Genomic DNA, 15,800 nt, shown 5'->3' with positions numbered 1-15,800 from the left:
CGGCAAAACTGCGCCAGACTATAGCCAGTTCAGGCGAAAAGCCAATTTAGCCCATGCCGGGCGCGTCTACAGTCAGTGAAGATCTCGTCCAGACATGGCTAATGAAACGAACGTCCCACACGCAAGACCGACCACACTCGATGGCTGGGTGAAGCTGCTCGACGGCGTGCGCCTGCCGGTACCGCAAGAAGCACACGACCGCGTTTGCCGTGCCATCCGCGACAATCGCAGCTCGTTGCGCGACATTGCCGAGCTGATGCAGGACAGCCCTGCATTGGCCCTGAGCATCATCCGCGAAGCCAACCGTCACACCCTGGGCAGCATGACTGCGCCGGCGGAAAACCTTGAAGTGGCGATCAATCGTCTTGGTCTGGCCCGCACCGAAGAACTGCTGGCACGCCTGCCCGCCGAACCCCAGGCACAAATCCCCCAGGCCTTGCGCCAGATACAGATGATCAGCCAGCACGCCACCCAACAGGCCAACGGTTTTTTTGCCAGTCGCCTGGCGCGGCTGTGGCAGGACATTCATTGGGGCAGCCTGCTGTTTCTGTCGCCGCTGTGGCCGTTGGCACTGACCTTTCCCAAATTGCTTGAAGAGTGGGAAGTGCGGGTTATCCACAAGGGCGAATCAGCGCGAGTCGTTGAAAAGCAGCTGTTCGGTGTGCGCCTGCTGAAAATCGGCGAAGCGCTTGTGCAAGCCTGGCGTCTGCCGATCTGGGTGCAGCAAGGTTACCGACTGCTGCTGACCGAGCAGCGCGAACTGGTCAAGGTCCTGCGCATTGCCCGCGACGTCGATCATCCGCTGCGCCAACAGAATCACCTCGATGACGACCCGACCTTGCGCCGCTGGCTCAACCAGCCAGCCAACACCGTGCTGCTGGCCAACGGTCTGGCACTCTCGGCGCAACAGGCCTGGGACAGTCCGCACAGCGAGCGCTGGCAATACCTGACCAGCCTTTACCTGCAAATCTCGATGGACGAGGTGCAACAGCAGTTGCACCAACAGGCCGCTGTCAGCGCTCGCCATCACTTCATGCCCGACCTCTGGCACCCGGCGGTCTCGCTGCTGTGGCCGTGGGGCACCCGTCGTCTGCCCGCCGGAATGCTGCCGGCTGCGGCGCCGTCCGCTGAAGACCTGACCCGGTGGCGCCGGCAATGCGCCGAGCTGCTGGCCGTGCCAAGCCGCTTCACCAACGCCATGAGCCTGACCGTCGCCGCCCGCGATGCGCTGGTCGCCAGCGGCATGCGTCGGGTGATGATCCTGATGGCCGACCGCAGCCACGCCAATCTGCGCGTCCATCAAACCTCGGGGTTGCCGAAGGAAGCTGCTGCGCTCAATTTTGTCGTCAGCCAGAGCACCGTGCTGCAACGATTGCTCGCGCAGCAGGCGCAGGTGCGGATCACCCCGGACAACAACGCCCAGTTTTCCGCCCTGCTGCCGCCCTCGCTACGCGCCCTGTTTCGTGGCGAACACCTGTTCCTGCGCTCGCTGGTGAACAACGGCCGGGTGATCATGATCGTGGTCGCCGACCAGGGCGGCGGGCCGTTCGCCGACATCACCGTACAAGCCTTCGGCAAAACCGCGCAGTGCATCGAGAAAGCACTGCACAGCTTTAGCCAGCGCGGCCAATGACAGCTACAATCCTTCCCCTTTGTGCTCTGGAGACCTCACATGCCTGACTTCTCTGGCCTGGCGCTGGTGATCGAGCCGAGCGACCTGCTCCCGCGCCTCGAATCCCGCGATCTGATTCTGGTGGATCTGACCAGTGCCGCCCGCTATGCCGAGGGGCACCTTCCCGGCGCACGCTTCGTCGATCCGAAGCGCACCCAGCTGGGCCTGGCACCGGCTCCGGGCTTGCTGCCGACAAAGGAAAAACTCGAAGAGCTGTTCGGCGAACTGGGCCACAACAAGGACGCGGTCTACGTGGTCTATGACGACGAAGGCGGCGGTTGGGCCGGACGCTTCATCTGGCTGCTCGACGTGATCGGTCACGACAAATATCACTACCTCGACGGCGGTCTGACGGCGTGGCTGGCGGAAGGTTCGCCAATGTCGATCCAGGTTCCTCCAGCGGTGGGCGGCCCGGTAGCCCTGACCCTGCACGACGAGCCGACCGCCACCCGTGAATACTTGCAAAGCCGTCTCGGCGCCGCTGACCTGGCAATCTGGGACGCTCGCGGGCCGCTGGAGTATTCCGGCGAGAAAGTCCTCGCAGCCAAAGGTGGACACATCCCCGGCGCGGTCAATTTCGAATGGACGGCGGGCATGGACCAGGCGCGTCAACTGCGCATCCGTACCGACATGCCGCAGATCCTGGAAAACCTCGGGATCACCAAGGACAAAGAAGTCATTACCCACTGCCAGACCCATCACCGGTCCGGTTTCACTTATCTGGTGGCCAAGGCCCTCGGTTATCCGCGGGTCAAGGGCTACGCCGGTTCCTGGGGCGAATGGGGCAACCACCCCGACACCCCCGTCGAGCTTTAAGGATTTTTAAGGACAGTCATGAAAGAGCGTTTGTTTATCATCAGCCAGTACCTGCTGCCTCATCACTTGCTGTCGCGCCTGGCCGGCTGCATTGCCGAGTGCCGCGTGCGCTGGTTCAAGAATGCCTTCACCACCTGGTTCGCCAAGCGTTATCAGGTGGACATGTCGCAGGCACTGGTTGAAGACGTCACCGCTTACGAGCACTTCAATGCCTTCTTCACCCGTGCCCTGAAAGACGGCGCACGTCCACTGGACCCGACCCCGGGCGCGATCCTCAGCCCGGCCGACGGTGCGATCAGCCAGCTCGGCCCGATCGAGCACGGTCGCATCTTCCAGGCCAAGGGCCACAGCTTCAGCGTGCTGGAACTGCTGGGTGGCGACGCGGCCAATGCGGCGCCGTTCATGGGCGGTGAATTCGCCACCGTTTACCTGTCGCCCAAGGACTACCACCGGGTGCACATGCCGCTGGCCGGCACCCTGCGCGAAATGGTCTATATCCCGGGACGGATCTTCTCGGTCAACCAGACCACCGCGGAAAACGTTCCGGAACTGTTTGCCCGCAACGAGCGCGTAGCGTGCATCTTCGACACCGAGCGCGGGCCGATGGCCGTGGTGCTGGTGGGCGCGATGATCGTGGCCTCAATCGAAACCGTGTGGGCCGGTCTGGTCACGCCGCCGAAGCGTGAGCTGAAAACCTTCCGTTACGACGAAGCCGCCCGTGCGCCGATTCATCTGGAAAAAGGTGCGGAACTGGGGCGCTTCAAGCTGGGTTCGACCGCGATCGTGCTGTTCGGGCCGGATCAGGTGAAGTGGGTTGAAGAACTGAAAGCCGGCTCGCCGGTACAGATGGGTCAGGCCCTGGCACTGTCGAACGCCTGAACCTGCTGATCCGCCCCTGCGCACGTCTGCGAAGGGGCGGACACGACCTGAGTAGCGCCGTTACTCTATCTGCCCACGGAAGCCGATCGGCCCTTCGTTGGCGTAGGTATTGGTGCCGCTGAGGTTTTTCCCGCCGTCACTCGACGTGACACTCAACGCGATAACGTTCTGGTTATCCCGACCGCCGATCACCCATTTGCCACCCGGATGCCAGGGGGCATCGTTGCCACCCCACTGGTTCTCGACGTTGTACTGGTTCTGACCAGTGCGCTGAGCCTTGAAGCCAATAGGGCCTTCGCCGGCGTAAGTCATGGTGCCGGTGAAGCTTTTGCCGCCATCGCCAGACTTGATGTCGATGGCGACGACTTTCTGGTTGTCCCGCGCGCCCAGGACCCAGGTTCCACCCGGATGCCAAGGTGCCGAACTACCGCCCCATTGGTTTGCCACTGCGTATTTAGACATGAACCTCATCTCCTTGAAGTTTTTCAGAGACCTGCCCGACGTTGGCGGCAAGCCGTGCAACCGTGCGTTTCCGATCGCACGCCAGAGAGCCTAGTAGCGCCAGCCGAAATGGCACCAGGCCAGCAGACCAATGGTAAAAAAGCCGGATAAACGCCTGCGAAACAGACCACAACTGCTAAAGTTTTTGGCATTGCCCTATTCGCCGCCGGAGCTGGTCACGGCATGAGTGAGCCTCGATCCCAACCACAACTGAGCGCCCCGATCCCGGCGCTGTTGCGCCTGTCATTCTGTGAAGCCACCCCGCGCGACCTCAAGCGCTGGATCGCCGGTCTGCCCAAGGCCAACATCGGCGAAACCGCGCGCCAGCTCTATCAGGGGCTTGGTGAACTCAATCAATTGCTGACACCCAGCGACAACCGCCTGCACCTGCTGGAGCTGTTGCGGCCCGAGGTGTATTTCGTCTGCCAGCACCTTGAGCGACATTTTCTGCATCAGGCGATCATGCTCGATGAGCGCTCGCGCAAGATCAGCAACCTGTGCCAGGCCCTGCAAAGCCATCTGGCCATCGGCTACAAACAGATCGTTCTGCGCATCGCCCCCAAATACACAAGGGATCGGGCAGCCTTGTTGAGCGTAGCGCTGCAACGTGCAACCCACGCGCTGAAAGGACAACTGCTGCGCGCCACGCAGCTGTACAGCCCGGCGCCGGAACAGCTGTGGTTTGAACTGCACCAATTGTTTCGCTGCGCCTGCGACTTGCAGCTGCAGCATCGCCGGGTCCGCGATGACCTGGCCAGCCTGGCCGGCGAACTGAGCGTCGAACAGACTTACATCGCCGCCCTGCTGCTGGGCAGCGCTCGCTGCAATCAGTTGCGGCAGAATCCGATCGCCCAACTCGCGCAGGTGCTCGAGCCCTGGAGCGCCTGGCTGAAACTGCATCCCGGTGCCCCGGGCGAGGGATTGTTCGCCATTTCTGCAGAGATCGACGCCGGCCCGCGTTATCGCAGCAAGTTTCGCAGCGAACAACAGCCCGACCTGCTCGGCTTCGATCCGCAACCGCTGGTGAAGGCCATCGAGGCTCACCTGCTGCATCAGGACACTTCGACGCCGCTGCCCGTCCCATCCGGCCTGACCCTCGACACCCTGCAACATCTGCTCGCCACTTGGGGCGAGGCCGCCGAGCGCAGTTTTCAGCGCACCGTCGGCCAGGGCAACCTGACTGTGTGCGTCGGCATGAGCGCCCTGCACTTCTATCTTGGGGGCGAACGCACATTCAGCGAATTGCTCAAACACCCGGGCTCACGCGCCGCCAATTTCAGCCAGGCGGTGGCTCAAGGTGAAAAGGACAGCTGGAGCCAGGCCTTCGACGCCGCTCCGCAGAGCAAGGCCGACGAATTCCTGCCCTACGAGGAAATCCGCTACGAACCGCTGGCCGACGACGAAGGCGACGCTGACAGCCCGCCGCATTACCCGACCTATGCGTTGCCGGTCATCAACCACAGTCCGGGCGGTTACTGCCTGGCGTGGCCAAAAGAAGTGCCCGCCGAATTGCAGACCGGGGAAATGGTCGGCATCCAGGACACCACGAATCAGGGCTGGAGCATTGCCGTGGTGCGCTGGATCCGTCAGGTGCGTGGTGCCGGGACACAAATGGGTATCGAGCTGGTGGCCCCATACGCCCAGCCCTGCGGCCTGCAACTGGTGCGCACCCGGGACGATCACAGCCATTACCTGCGAGGTTTGCTGTTGCCGGAAATCAGCGCCATCGACTTGCCCGCAACGCTATTGGCGCCGCGACTGCCGTTTCAGGAAGGCAACAAAGTGCTGATCAACACCCAGGGCGAAGAGCACCGCGCCGGGCTGGATCGGCGAGTAGCGAGCACACACAGTTTCAATCAGTTCGCTTATCGCTCATTGGAGACCGCGCAGAATGGCGGGAGCGAGGAGGATTTCGACTCGTTGTGGAAATCCCTTTGAGTACAACCAGGTAATCCAGGGCGCTCCATTCGCGAGCAAGCCCGCTCCCACATTGGAATGCATTTCAAATGTGGGAGCGGGCTTGCTCGCGAAGGGGCAGCTCAGGCGGCAGAGCTTTCAGAGCTGCCCGTCGCGATCCCGGAAGCCCAACAGGTACAGCACGCCATCCAGACCGAGCGTCGAGATCGCCTGCTTCGCCGATTGCTTGACCAGCGGCTTGGCGCGGAACGCCACACCCAGACCGGCAATCGCCAGCATTGGCAGGTCGTTGGCCCCGTCGCCCACGGCAATGGTCTGCTCCAGACGCAAACCTTCTTTTTCAGCCAGCTGTTTCAGCAGATCGGCCTTGCGCTGGGCATCGACGATCGGCTCGATCGCCACGCCGGTGCACTTGCCGTCGACCACTTCCAGCTCGTTGGCGAACACGTAGTCGATGCCGAGTCTGGCCTGCAATTGCTTGGCGAAGTAAGTGAAGCCGCCCGACAGGATCGCGGTCTTGTAGCCCAGGCGCTTGAGTTCGGCGAACAGGGTTTCAGCGCCTTCGGTCAGGCGCAGCGAGGCACCGATCGAATCGAGCACGCTGACATCCAGCCCCTTGAGCAGTGCCAGACGCTCCTTGAAGCTGGCGCGGAAGTCCAGCTCGCCGGCCATCGCCCGCTCGGTGATTTGCGAAACCTGGTCGCCGACACCGGCGGCCTTGGCCAGCTCGTCGATGACTTCGGCTTCGATCAGGGTCGAGTCCATGTCGAACACCGCCAGGCGACGATTGCGACGGAACAGCGAATCTTCCTGGAAGGCGATATCGACGTTCAGTTCCTGGGCAACGCTGAGGAACTCGGCGCGCAGGGCCTGCGGATCGGCGGCTTCGCCACGCACAGAGAACTCGATGCACCCCTTGCCCTTGTCCGCGGGAGTGTCCAGCGGCATGCGCCCCGACAGACGGTCGATGTGGTCGATGTTCAGGCCATATTTGGCGGTGATCGAACTCACGGCCTGCAACTGGCCGGCGGTGACCTTGCGAGTCAGCAGTGTGACGATGTGGCGTTTCTTGCCCTGATTGCCCACCCATTGCTGGTAATCCTCTTCGGATACCGGGGTGAAGCGCACCTGCTGGTCGAGCTCGTAGCCCTTGAACAGGATGTCCTTGAGCACAGAATTGCCTGGCTCGGAGTCGGGGATTTCCACGAGGATGCCGAACGACAGCATGTCATGGATCACCGCCTGACCGATGTCGAGGATATTCACACCACCCTGGGCCAGAACGCCGGTAATGGCCGCAGTCAGACCGGGACGGTCGACTCCCGTGATGTTAATCAGGACGATTTCGCGCAACGCGCACCCCCGCAACTGGAAAAAAACCGCATTCTACCCACTTTCAGTGACCATCGGGCACCGCCAGCGCTTTGCCGGTCTAGGGCCTGTCGCTATACTGCGCGTCAACTTCACGGACAAAAGAGCCGAGCTCAGTGAACCGGCCCACGCCAGTTAAAACCGATAACTTCTTCCTGCTGATCTTCCGTGCACTGCGCCACCGCCGTGTACCGATTTCATTGCGCATTGCCAGCCATAACGTGATCCTGGTCGCCCTGGCCCTGGTGATCTATGCCTGCGTGATGGGCTTGCAGTTCAAGCAGGCCATGCACGAGCAGGCCGATGCCCTGGGCGAAAGCCTGACCACGCAGACCGCCACCTCCGCGACCGAGCTGCTGGTGTCCAACGACATCCTCAGCCTCAACGTGCTGCTCAACAACCTGACCAAGAACAAGCTGGTGGCCCACGCCGCCATCTACAGCGTGGACAACCGCATCCTCGCCGAGTCCGGTCAGCGGCCCAAGCACAGCCTGCTGGGCGAAGCCGAGGGCATGTACGAGAGCAAGATCACCTTCCAGGACGTGACCGCCGGGCAATTGCGCATCAGCCTGGACATGGACCAGTTCCAGCAGCCGATGACCATCAGTCTGCAGAGCATGGGCATTTTGAGTGCGATCCTGCTGGCACTGTCCCTGGCCCTGAGCCTGCGTCTTGGCCGGCACATCTCCACGCCGTTGCTGCAATTGCGTGTGTGGCTGCGCAGGATCGACGAATACACGCCGGGGATTGACCGTCAGGACGAGATCGGCGATCTGGCCCGCCAACTGCACGCCAGTTACGCTCCGGAGCCAAGCATTCCCGAGCCTGAGCCGGAACCCGAGTTCGAGGACGATGACGTCGGGCCGGAATTCGAGGTGCGCAACCTGCGCGATCCGAGTTTTGACGAGAGCCGCCCGATGGCCGCGCAGAAACCTGCGCCACGCCATGTAGTCAGCACCGTTGAAGACGACGATGACGAAGACCCGTTCGCCGACCTGCGTGACGAATCCCTGAACGACGTCGCGCAACCGGCGGTGCGCCGCCCGACGCCGAGCGTTCCGCAACACACCGCGGTGCTGGCCGTGCAACTTGGCTCGCAAGAACAATTGCGCCGCTTGCCACGGGCACGTCTGGAAGAGCTGCAGGAGCGCTATCGCGACTGTCTGGAGCAGGCGGCTTCGCTGTACCAGGGTGAAATCGAAACCCTGAATGACGGCAGCACGCTGATGCTGTTCCACACCGAAGACAGCGGCGACGATTACCTGACCAACGCCATCTGCTGCGGCGAGCTGCTGCGGGCACTGGGCCATCAACTGCAGATCGAAGTCGCCGACAGCGGCATCACCCTGCAATTGCAGCTGGGCCTGACCCTGGGCGACGAACTGTTCGGACTGAGCCAGATCGACTTGCTGCTGACCGACTCCGCCCAGGACGCCCTGGCGCTGTCGCAACACAGCCGCAACCTGCTGCTGGTGGAGCGCAAGATCGGTGATGACGCGCTGATACGCCAACGTGCGCGGATCCGGCCGATTGCCAGCCCTGAGGGTGCCTGCTGTGTTGAGCGCTTGATGGAGCCTTACCCGTCGATGCTCGAGCGGCAACTGGCGCGGATGCATGAGCGTCGGGCCTGAGGCCTTGATGTAAAGAAGCCCGCAGACGAGTGATTGTCTGCGGGCTTTTTTGTGCGCGGTGGTTTCGTGATTGCGCCAGACTTTGGAGCCCCCTCCCCCTACGATTGGGGGATGTTCGGGATCTACACCGACCTGAAAGAACAAGACCGAATCCATAATCCAGACAAGCAACCGAACACGACTTCACAAATCCATAATCGACTCGAGCTTTCAGGTCGATGGATAGCGGCAGACGCCTCGGTCAGTCCCCTCTCCCTTTGGGCGGTCCGACGTTTCGGGAGGGTTAGGGTGAGGGGCTTTTGATCGTCTACTCAGAACCCCAGACACAACAAAGCCCGCACAAGGCGGGCTCTGTCTTGACTCGTTCCAGCCTCAGAAGCGAAACACTTCCATATCCGTACGAATCGGCGAAGCCATCGGGATCTTCGGCTGTTTCTCGGCTTCCGCCGCCGGCGCTGCCGGCTTCGGTGCCGGTTTGCGCGGTGCTTCGGCAACCGGTGGCTGGTTGGCCAGCGGTTTGAGCGCGACCGACAGTTGCTCGGCCAGGCGCTGCAGCAGGATACCTTGTGCCTGAACCTGCGAAGCCGTGCCGCCACTGTGCAGCTCTTGCAGATGAACGATGCGGTTGTCCCGAACCTGACCACGACGGTCGATCAGGCGCCACTGTGCGTCGAGAATCGCCGGCTGCTTGGCACCGGAGTCCAGGCGAGTGATGGTCAACAGCACCTGTACATCCGGGGTGAAGCCTGCGGTGGCCGGCGCCAGCACCACGCGCTGACTGTCCAGACGACCGGCGACCTGACGCAGCAGCAATTGATCGATATCCGACGAAAGGCTGCCAGCCCAGCGACCATCGACCGCTGCCTGCAGGCTGCCGTCCGGTTGACGCTGCAGCAGGGTTTCACGTTGCAGGTAGTCGGCAACGACCACAGGGCCCAGCAAAACCGCCATGCCCGCGCTTTGCGCAGGCTGAGCCGGACTTCCGCTGTCCAGCTGATACAGCGACACCGGCTGGTGAACGCTGCAACCCGCCAGGCCAAGAACGCCGGCGAGCAGGAAAATAAGGGGGCGCAGAGAAGTCATCATCCCGTCCAGGTGGCCGCCACAAGGCTGACCACAGTGAAAATACTCAACATTTGTGAAGAACGCTCGGCCACGCCGGCGCTTGGAAAGGCCATATCATCCGTGAATATGCGTTCCGACTCCAGCGCCAAAGCGCCGATCTACGGGTTAAATCGTAGATCGGGCGCTCTAGAGAGGCGTTATCACTTGTTTTCTCCGCCGGAGAAGACAGAGCGAATGCCCCCTGGCCGCTTAATTGAGGTTTTCGACGAGCAGCGCGTCCACCCGCTGGAAGCCCCGTGGCAGTTTATTGCCACGACGACCACGCTCACCCTTGTAGTGTTCGAGGTCGTCGGCTTTCAGCGACAAGGTACGTTTTCCGGCCTGCAGCACCAGCGTGGCGCCTTCCGGAAGAACGGCGATGTCCGTGACATATTCTTCGCGACTGGCCACACGTTCACCGGAGATACCGATGATCTTGTTGCCTTTGCCCTTCCCTAATTGTGGCAGATCGCTGATTTTGAAGATCAGCAGGCGACCCTCGGTCGTCACCGAGGCCAGCCAGTTCTGTTCGCGGTCGGCCACAGGGCGCGGCGTGATCACCTTGGCGTTGTTCGGCAGGCTCAACAGGGCCTTGCCGGCCTTGTTCTTGGCTTGCAGGTCTTCGCCTTTCACCACGAAACCGTAGCCGGCGTCGGAGGCGATCACGTACAGCGCGTCGTCTTCCGGCATCAGTACGCATTCGAACGTAGCGCCAGGCGGTGGCGTCAGACGACCGGTCAACGGCTCGCCCTGGCCCCGTGCAGAAGGCAAGGTGTGCGCGGCCACCGAGTAACTGCGGCCCGTGGAGTCGATGACCACGGCTGACTGGTTGGAACGCCCCGCCGCCGAGGTCTTGAAGCCGTCGCCGGCCTTGTACGACAGGCCGGTGGCGTCGATCTCGTGGCCCTTGGCCGAACGGATCCAGCCTTTTTCCGACAGAACAACGGTCACTTTCTCGTTCGGCAGCAGATCGTGTTCGGTCAGCGCCTTGGCTTCGGCGCGCTCGACGATTGGCGACCGACGGTCGTCGCCGTAGGTTTCGGCATCTTTCAGCAGTTCGCTGCGAACCAGTTTTTTCAGCTTGGCTTCACTGCTCAGCAGGGCTTGCAGCTTGGCCTGCTCCTTGAGCAATTCGTCCTGCTCGTCGCGCAGTTTCATCTCTTCCAGACGCGCCAACTGACGCAGACGGGTGTCGAGGATGTAGTCGGCCTGGATTTCGCTCAGGGCGAAGCGTTCGATCAGCTTGGCTTTCGGGTGCTCCTCGGTGCGGATGATGTGGATCACTTCATCCAGATTGAGGTAGGCAATCAACAAACCGTCCAACAGGTGCAGGCGACGCTCGACCTTGTCGAGGCGGAATTGCAGGCGGCGACGCACGGTCAGCACGCGGAATTCCAGCCACTCCACCAGCAACGCACGAAGGTTTTTCAGCTGCGGCTTGCCATCCAGACCGATGATGTTGACGTTGACCCGGTAGGTCGACTCCAGCTCGGTGCTGGCAAACAGGTGTTGCATCAGCGCTTCGTGATCGACGCGGCTGTTGACCGGGATGATTACGATCCGGCACGGGTTCTCGTGGTCGGATTCGTCACGCAGGTCAGCGATCTGCGGCGCTTTCGACGGCTTGGCCTGCATCAGCGCGGCGATCTGCTCCAGCACCTTGGCCCCGGAGACCTGGTGCGGCAGCGCGGTGACGATGATGTCGCCGTCCTCGACGTGGTACACGGCGCGCATGCGCACCGAGCCCTTGCCGGTTTCGTACATTTTCAGCAGGTCGGCGCGCGGGGTGATGATTTCCGCTTCGGTCGGGTAGTCCGGGCCCTGAATGTGTTCGCAGAGCTGCTCGACCGTGGCTTTCGGCTCGTCGAGCAGACGCACGCAAGCGGTGGCGACTTCGCGCAGGTTGTGTGGCGGCACGTCAGTGGCCATGCCCACGGCGATACCGGTGGTGCCGTTGAGCAGGATGTTCGGAAGGCGCGCAGGGAGAACCAGCGGTTCCTGCAGGGTGCCGTCGAAGTTCGGGCCCCAGTCTGCGGTGCCTTGGCCCAGCTCGCTGAGCAACACTTCGGAATAACGCGACAGCCGCGCTTCGGTGTATCGCATGGCGGCGAAGGACTTCGGATCGTCCGGCGCACCCCAGTTGCCCTGACCGTCCACCAGCGTGTAGCGATAGCTGAACGGCTGGGCCATCAGCACCATCGCTTCGTAGCACGCCGAGTCGCCGTGCGGGTGGAACTTGCCGAGCACGTCGCCGACGGTACGCGCCGACTTCTTGTGCTTGGAATCGGCATCCAGCCCCAGCTCGCTCATGGCGTAGATGATACGCCGCTGTACCGGTTTCAGACCGTCGCCGATATGCGGCAGGGCACGGTCCATGATCACGTACATGGAGTAGTTGAGGTAGGCATTTTCGGTGAAGTCAGCCAGCGACCGGCGTTCTACACCGTCCAGGCTGAGATCAAGGGAGTCGCTCATGCGGGCCTCATCGGTTCGTTGTCTGGCGCAGCAGCATGGTGCCACCGCGCTGGGTAAATTCAAGTTTGTTCAGGGCGCTCATGCCGAGCAGCACCTGATCGCCATGCAGCCCCGGCGCCACCAGTGCGCGGACGTCCCGCAGCACGATGTCGCCCAGTTGCAGGCGGTCGATACGGGTGCGATAGCCCTGGCTCAGGCCATTGGCCGTGCTCAGGGTCACACCGAAACCTTCTTCCAGCCGGAGGTCTTTAGCGACCTGCGCCGGGATTGCCACGTCGGTCGCGCCGGTGTCGAGCATGAACTCCACCGGCCGACCGTTGATCAGGCCGCTGGCGACAAAATGTCCCTGGGTGTTGCCGATCAGTTTCACTTCGATCACGCCGCCCACCTGCTCCGAGCTGACCACCACATTGGGATTGCGTTGACGCTCTTCCCACTGGCCAAAAAACCGCGTGGCCAGAAACAGCGCCGCGCACCAGGCCAGAATCATCAACACCCGACCGGCACGCTTGCCTGGCGGTTGCTGGCTCAAGGCTTGGCACTCCAGCCACCCTCGGGTGCGGCGAAACGCCAGACGATCGGGCGGACTTCGCCATCGGCGCGGGGGCCGAAATTGTTGTCGACACCAATCCAGGCGCCTTGAGCATCGACCACCAGCGCCTCTTCCAGCCCGAAGTTCTGCGAATAACGCCGATTGGCCTGCAACAGCTCGTCCGCATACGACCAGCAGAGCTCGACCTTGGCCGTCTGCGCATCACGACGACAGATCTGGTAGGCGTTGCGTTCAAGGGTAAACAGTTTGCCGTCGAACAGGGACACGTCGGAAAAATCCCGATTGACCGGTCGGGCCTTGGGAAACTGCGGCGGTTGCATTTCCATCCCGCCTTCACTGAGCAGCACGCAGCGGCCGTCACAGTCCCATACCGTTTGCTGACGCTTGATCATCAACAGGCCACGGTTTTGCCGTTCGGCGGCGAGCCACATCTGATCGCCCGCCGGGTTGATCGCCAGACCTTCGAAGATCGCATTGAACTGCAGCAACATCCCGCTGGCCCGAGCTTCGCGAACCATCATCGGCGAGATTTTCAGCCACGCCGACGGCCCCTGCGCAGGCACTTGGAGCACCGCTGCATGACCTTCGCTGACAATGTAGCGATTGCCGGCGCTGTCGCAGGTGATCCCTTCGAAATCCAGATCGCCACCACGGACGAACGAGGCCGCCCAGGTCCGCGATTTGATGCCCCACGGCAAGCCGCTGTCGGGCACCGGCGGCGGATCGATGCGCACGGCCGTGGCCTGCCAGACCGGATCGCGGGTATCGAGTCGATAGATCTGGTCATCGTCCCGATCCGAAACCGTCCACAGCGCGTTGCCGCACAAGGCCAGCCCCGAGAGGTTGCCGCCACGCATGCCTTCGACCGGGTGTTCGGCGAGCACGCGCAGTTCTTGCGCAGGCTCTGCCGACACCGTCATCGAACCCAGCAGCAAGGCACCCGCCAAGGCCCAGCCAAACCGCATCAGGCCAGAACCTCGGCGAGGTTGCCCTTGGATTCAAGCCAGGTCTTGCGGTCGCCGGCGCGTTTCTTCGCCAGCAGCATGTCCATCATTTCCGAGGTCTGGGCGAAGTCTTCGCCGAGGGTCAGTTGCACCAGGCGGCGGGTGTTCGGGTCCATGGTGGTTTCACGCAGTTGCGGCGGGTTCATTTCACCCAGGCCCTTGAATCGGGTGACCTGCGGCTTGCCGCGTTTCTTCTCGGCCACCAGACGATCGAGGATCCCGTCGCGCTCGGCTTCGTCGAGGGCGTAGTAGATCTCTTTGCCCAGGTCGATGCGGTACAGCGGTGGCATCGCCACGTAGACGTGACCGGCGTCCACCAGCGGACGGAAATGCTGGACGAACAGGGCGCAGAGCAACGTTGCGATGTGCAGGCCGTCGGAGTCGGCGTCGGCGAGGATGCAGATCTTGCCGTAGCGCAGCTGGCTCATGTCTTCGGCACCCGGATCGACACCGATGGCCACGGCAATGTTGTGCACTTCCTGGCTGGCCAGCACTTCGCTGCCGTCGACTTCCCAGGTGTTGAGGATCTTGCCGCGCAACGGCAGGATCGCCTGGAACTCCTTGTCCCGCGCCTGCTTGGCCGAACCGCCGGCGGAATCACCTTCCACCAGGAACAGTTCGGAACGCATCGGGTCCTGCCCGGCGCAGTCCGCCAGTTTGCCCGGCAGCGCCGGCCCCTGGGTGATGCGCTTGCGCTCGACTTTCTTGCTCGCTTTCAGACGACGGCCAGCGTTGCTGATCGCCAGTTCTGCCAGGGCCAGACCGGTTTCCGGGTTGGCGTTGAGCCACAGGCTGAACGCGTCCTTGACCACACCGGAGACAAACGCCGCCGCCTCACGGGACGACAGACGTTCCTTGGTCTGGCCGGAGAATTGCGGCTCCTGCATTTTCATCGACAGGACGAAAGCGATGCGCTCCCAGACGTCTTCCGGCGCCAGCTTCACGCCACGCGGCAACAGGCTGCGGAATTCGCAGAACTCGCGCATCGCATCGAGCAGGCCCTGACGCAGACCGTTGACGTGGGTGCCGCCCTGCTCCGTCGGGATCAGGTTGACGTAGCTCTCAGTGACCGAGGTGCCGCCTTCCGGCAGCCACAGCAGCGCCCACTCGACCGCTTCCTTGGTGCCGGCCAGATTGCCGCAGAACGGCGCGTCCGGCAGACGCTCGAATTCGCTGACCGCGTCTACCAGGTAGGAGCGCAAGCCATCTTCGTAGTGCCACTCGACCTTTTCGCCGGTGCCTTTGTCTTCGAAGCTGATCAGCAGCCCCGGGCACAGAACGGCCTTGGCCTTGAGCACGTGCTTGAGGCGGCTGATGGAGAATTTCGGCGAATCGAAGTATTTCGGGTCCGGCGCGAAGTACACACTGGTCCCGGTATTGCGCTTGCCGACGGTGCCGATCACTTGCAGATCGGTGGCCTTGAAGCCGTCGGCGAAGGTCATTTCATATTCGTTGCCGTCACGCTTGACCCGCACCCGTACCTGGGTCGACAAGGCGTTGACCACAGAAATACCCACCCCGTGCAGACCGCCGGAGAACTGGTAGTTCTTGTTGGAAAACTTGCCGCCCGCATGGAGCTTGGTCAGGATCAGTTCAACGCCCGACACACCCTCTTCCGGGTGGATGTCGACCGGCATGCCACGACCGTCGTCGCAGACTTCCAGCGAGTGGTCGGCGTGGAGGATGACCTGGATCGATTTGGCATGGCCGGCCAGGGCTTCGTCGACGCTGTTGTCGATGACTTCCTGGGCGAGGTGGTTCGGCCGACTGGTGTCGGTGTACATGCCGGGGCGTTTGCGCACCGGGTCGAGGCCCGAGAGGACTTCGATGGCGTCGGCGTTATAGGAGCTAGCGCTGGGAGTGGCCATAAGGTCTCG

At 62.4% G+C, this 15,800-nt stretch carries 12 protein-coding genes; 5 read left to right on the top strand and 7 right to left on the bottom strand.

Features of this window, described 5'->3' with window-relative positions:
* The first annotated feature begins 94 nt into the window (after positions 1-94).
* Genes J5M72_RS12470 through asd form a run of 3 tightly spaced genes read left to right on the top strand, consistent with a single transcriptional unit; the run spans position 95 to position 3,367 of the window.
* Positions 95-1,633 (top strand): HDOD domain-containing protein, encoded by a 1,539-nt coding sequence (locus J5M72_RS12470; protein WP_207865596.1) that lies wholly within the window; start codon positions 95-97, stop codon positions 1,631-1,633.
* Positions 1,634-1,672: 39 nt separating this feature from the next.
* Entirely contained in the window at positions 1,673-2,488 is an 816-nt protein-coding gene (locus tag J5M72_RS12465) for a rhodanese-like domain-containing protein (protein WP_207865595.1), read from the top strand.
* Between the two features lie 18 nt (positions 2,489-2,506).
* Positions 2,507-3,367, top strand: a complete 861-nt coding sequence (gene asd, locus J5M72_RS12460; protein WP_169428593.1) for an archaetidylserine decarboxylase — start codon at positions 2,507-2,509, stop codon at positions 3,365-3,367.
* Positions 3,368-3,427: 60 nt separating this feature from the next.
* Here the strand turns inward: asd and J5M72_RS12455 are convergent, their stop codons facing one another.
* Positions 3,428-3,829 (bottom strand): lectin OAA, encoded by a 402-nt coding sequence (locus J5M72_RS12455; RefSeq protein WP_207865594.1) that lies wholly within the window; start codon positions 3,827-3,829, stop codon positions 3,428-3,430.
* Between the two features lie 222 nt (positions 3,830-4,051).
* On the opposite strand from J5M72_RS12455, the gene J5M72_RS12450 reads away from it, so the two are divergent.
* Positions 4,052-5,806, top strand: coding sequence for a molecular chaperone (locus tag J5M72_RS12450; protein WP_207865593.1), 1,755 nt, complete (start codon positions 4,052-4,054; stop codon positions 5,804-5,806).
* A 117-nt stretch (positions 5,807-5,923) separates the two neighbouring features.
* Here J5M72_RS12450 and serB read toward each other — a convergent pair whose 3' ends face one another.
* Positions 5,924-7,138 carry a phosphoserine phosphatase SerB gene (gene serB / locus J5M72_RS12445; RefSeq protein ID WP_169428590.1) on the bottom strand — a complete coding sequence of 405 codons (1,215 nt, stop codon included), beginning with the start codon at positions 7,136-7,138 and terminating at the stop codon, positions 5,924-5,926.
* Between the two features lie 134 nt (positions 7,139-7,272).
* On the opposite strand from serB, the gene J5M72_RS12440 reads away from it, so the two are divergent.
* Complete coding sequence (locus J5M72_RS12440; protein ID WP_207865592.1) at positions 7,273-8,787, top strand: AhpA/YtjB family protein; 1,515 nt, start codon at positions 7,273-7,275, stop codon at positions 8,785-8,787.
* Between the two features lie 372 nt (positions 8,788-9,159).
* On the opposite strand, the gene J5M72_RS12435 is transcribed toward J5M72_RS12440, so the two are convergent.
* The 5 genes from J5M72_RS12435 to parE form a co-directional block, all read right to left on the bottom strand.
* Positions 9,160-9,870: an ABC-type transport auxiliary lipoprotein family protein gene (locus J5M72_RS12435; protein ID WP_207865591.1), complete on the bottom strand. Its 711-nt coding sequence runs from the start codon at positions 9,868-9,870 to the stop codon at positions 9,160-9,162.
* 231 nt (positions 9,871-10,101) lie between these two features.
* The gene (parC, locus tag J5M72_RS12430; RefSeq protein WP_207865590.1) at positions 10,102-12,366 is read right to left on the bottom strand and encodes a DNA topoisomerase IV subunit A; all 2,265 of its coding nucleotides are present in this window, start codon (positions 12,364-12,366) and stop codon (positions 10,102-10,104) included.
* A 7-nt stretch (positions 12,367-12,373) separates the two neighbouring features.
* Complete coding sequence (locus tag J5M72_RS12425; protein WP_169428586.1) at positions 12,374-12,898, bottom strand: TIGR02281 family clan AA aspartic protease; 525 nt, start codon at positions 12,896-12,898, stop codon at positions 12,374-12,376.
* Complete coding sequence (locus J5M72_RS12420) at positions 12,895-13,884, bottom strand: esterase-like activity of phytase family protein (RefSeq protein ID WP_169428585.1); 990 nt, start codon at positions 13,882-13,884, stop codon at positions 12,895-12,897. Before J5M72_RS12420 ends, J5M72_RS12425 begins: the two co-directional genes overlap by 4 nt.
* A complete protein-coding gene (parE, locus tag J5M72_RS12415) occupies positions 13,884-15,791 on the bottom strand; it encodes a DNA topoisomerase IV subunit B (protein WP_169428584.1) in 1,908 nt (635 codons plus the stop codon). Before parE ends, J5M72_RS12420 begins: the two co-directional genes overlap by 1 nt.
* Positions 15,792-15,800: the final 9 nt, after the last annotated feature.

The organism is Pseudomonas sp. 58(2021), from assembly GCF_017491585.1.
Classification (GTDB): Bacteria; Pseudomonadota; Gammaproteobacteria; order Pseudomonadales; family Pseudomonadaceae; genus Aquipseudomonas; species Aquipseudomonas fluorescens_BT.
This window is presented reverse-complemented; position numbering and strand designations above follow the sequence as displayed.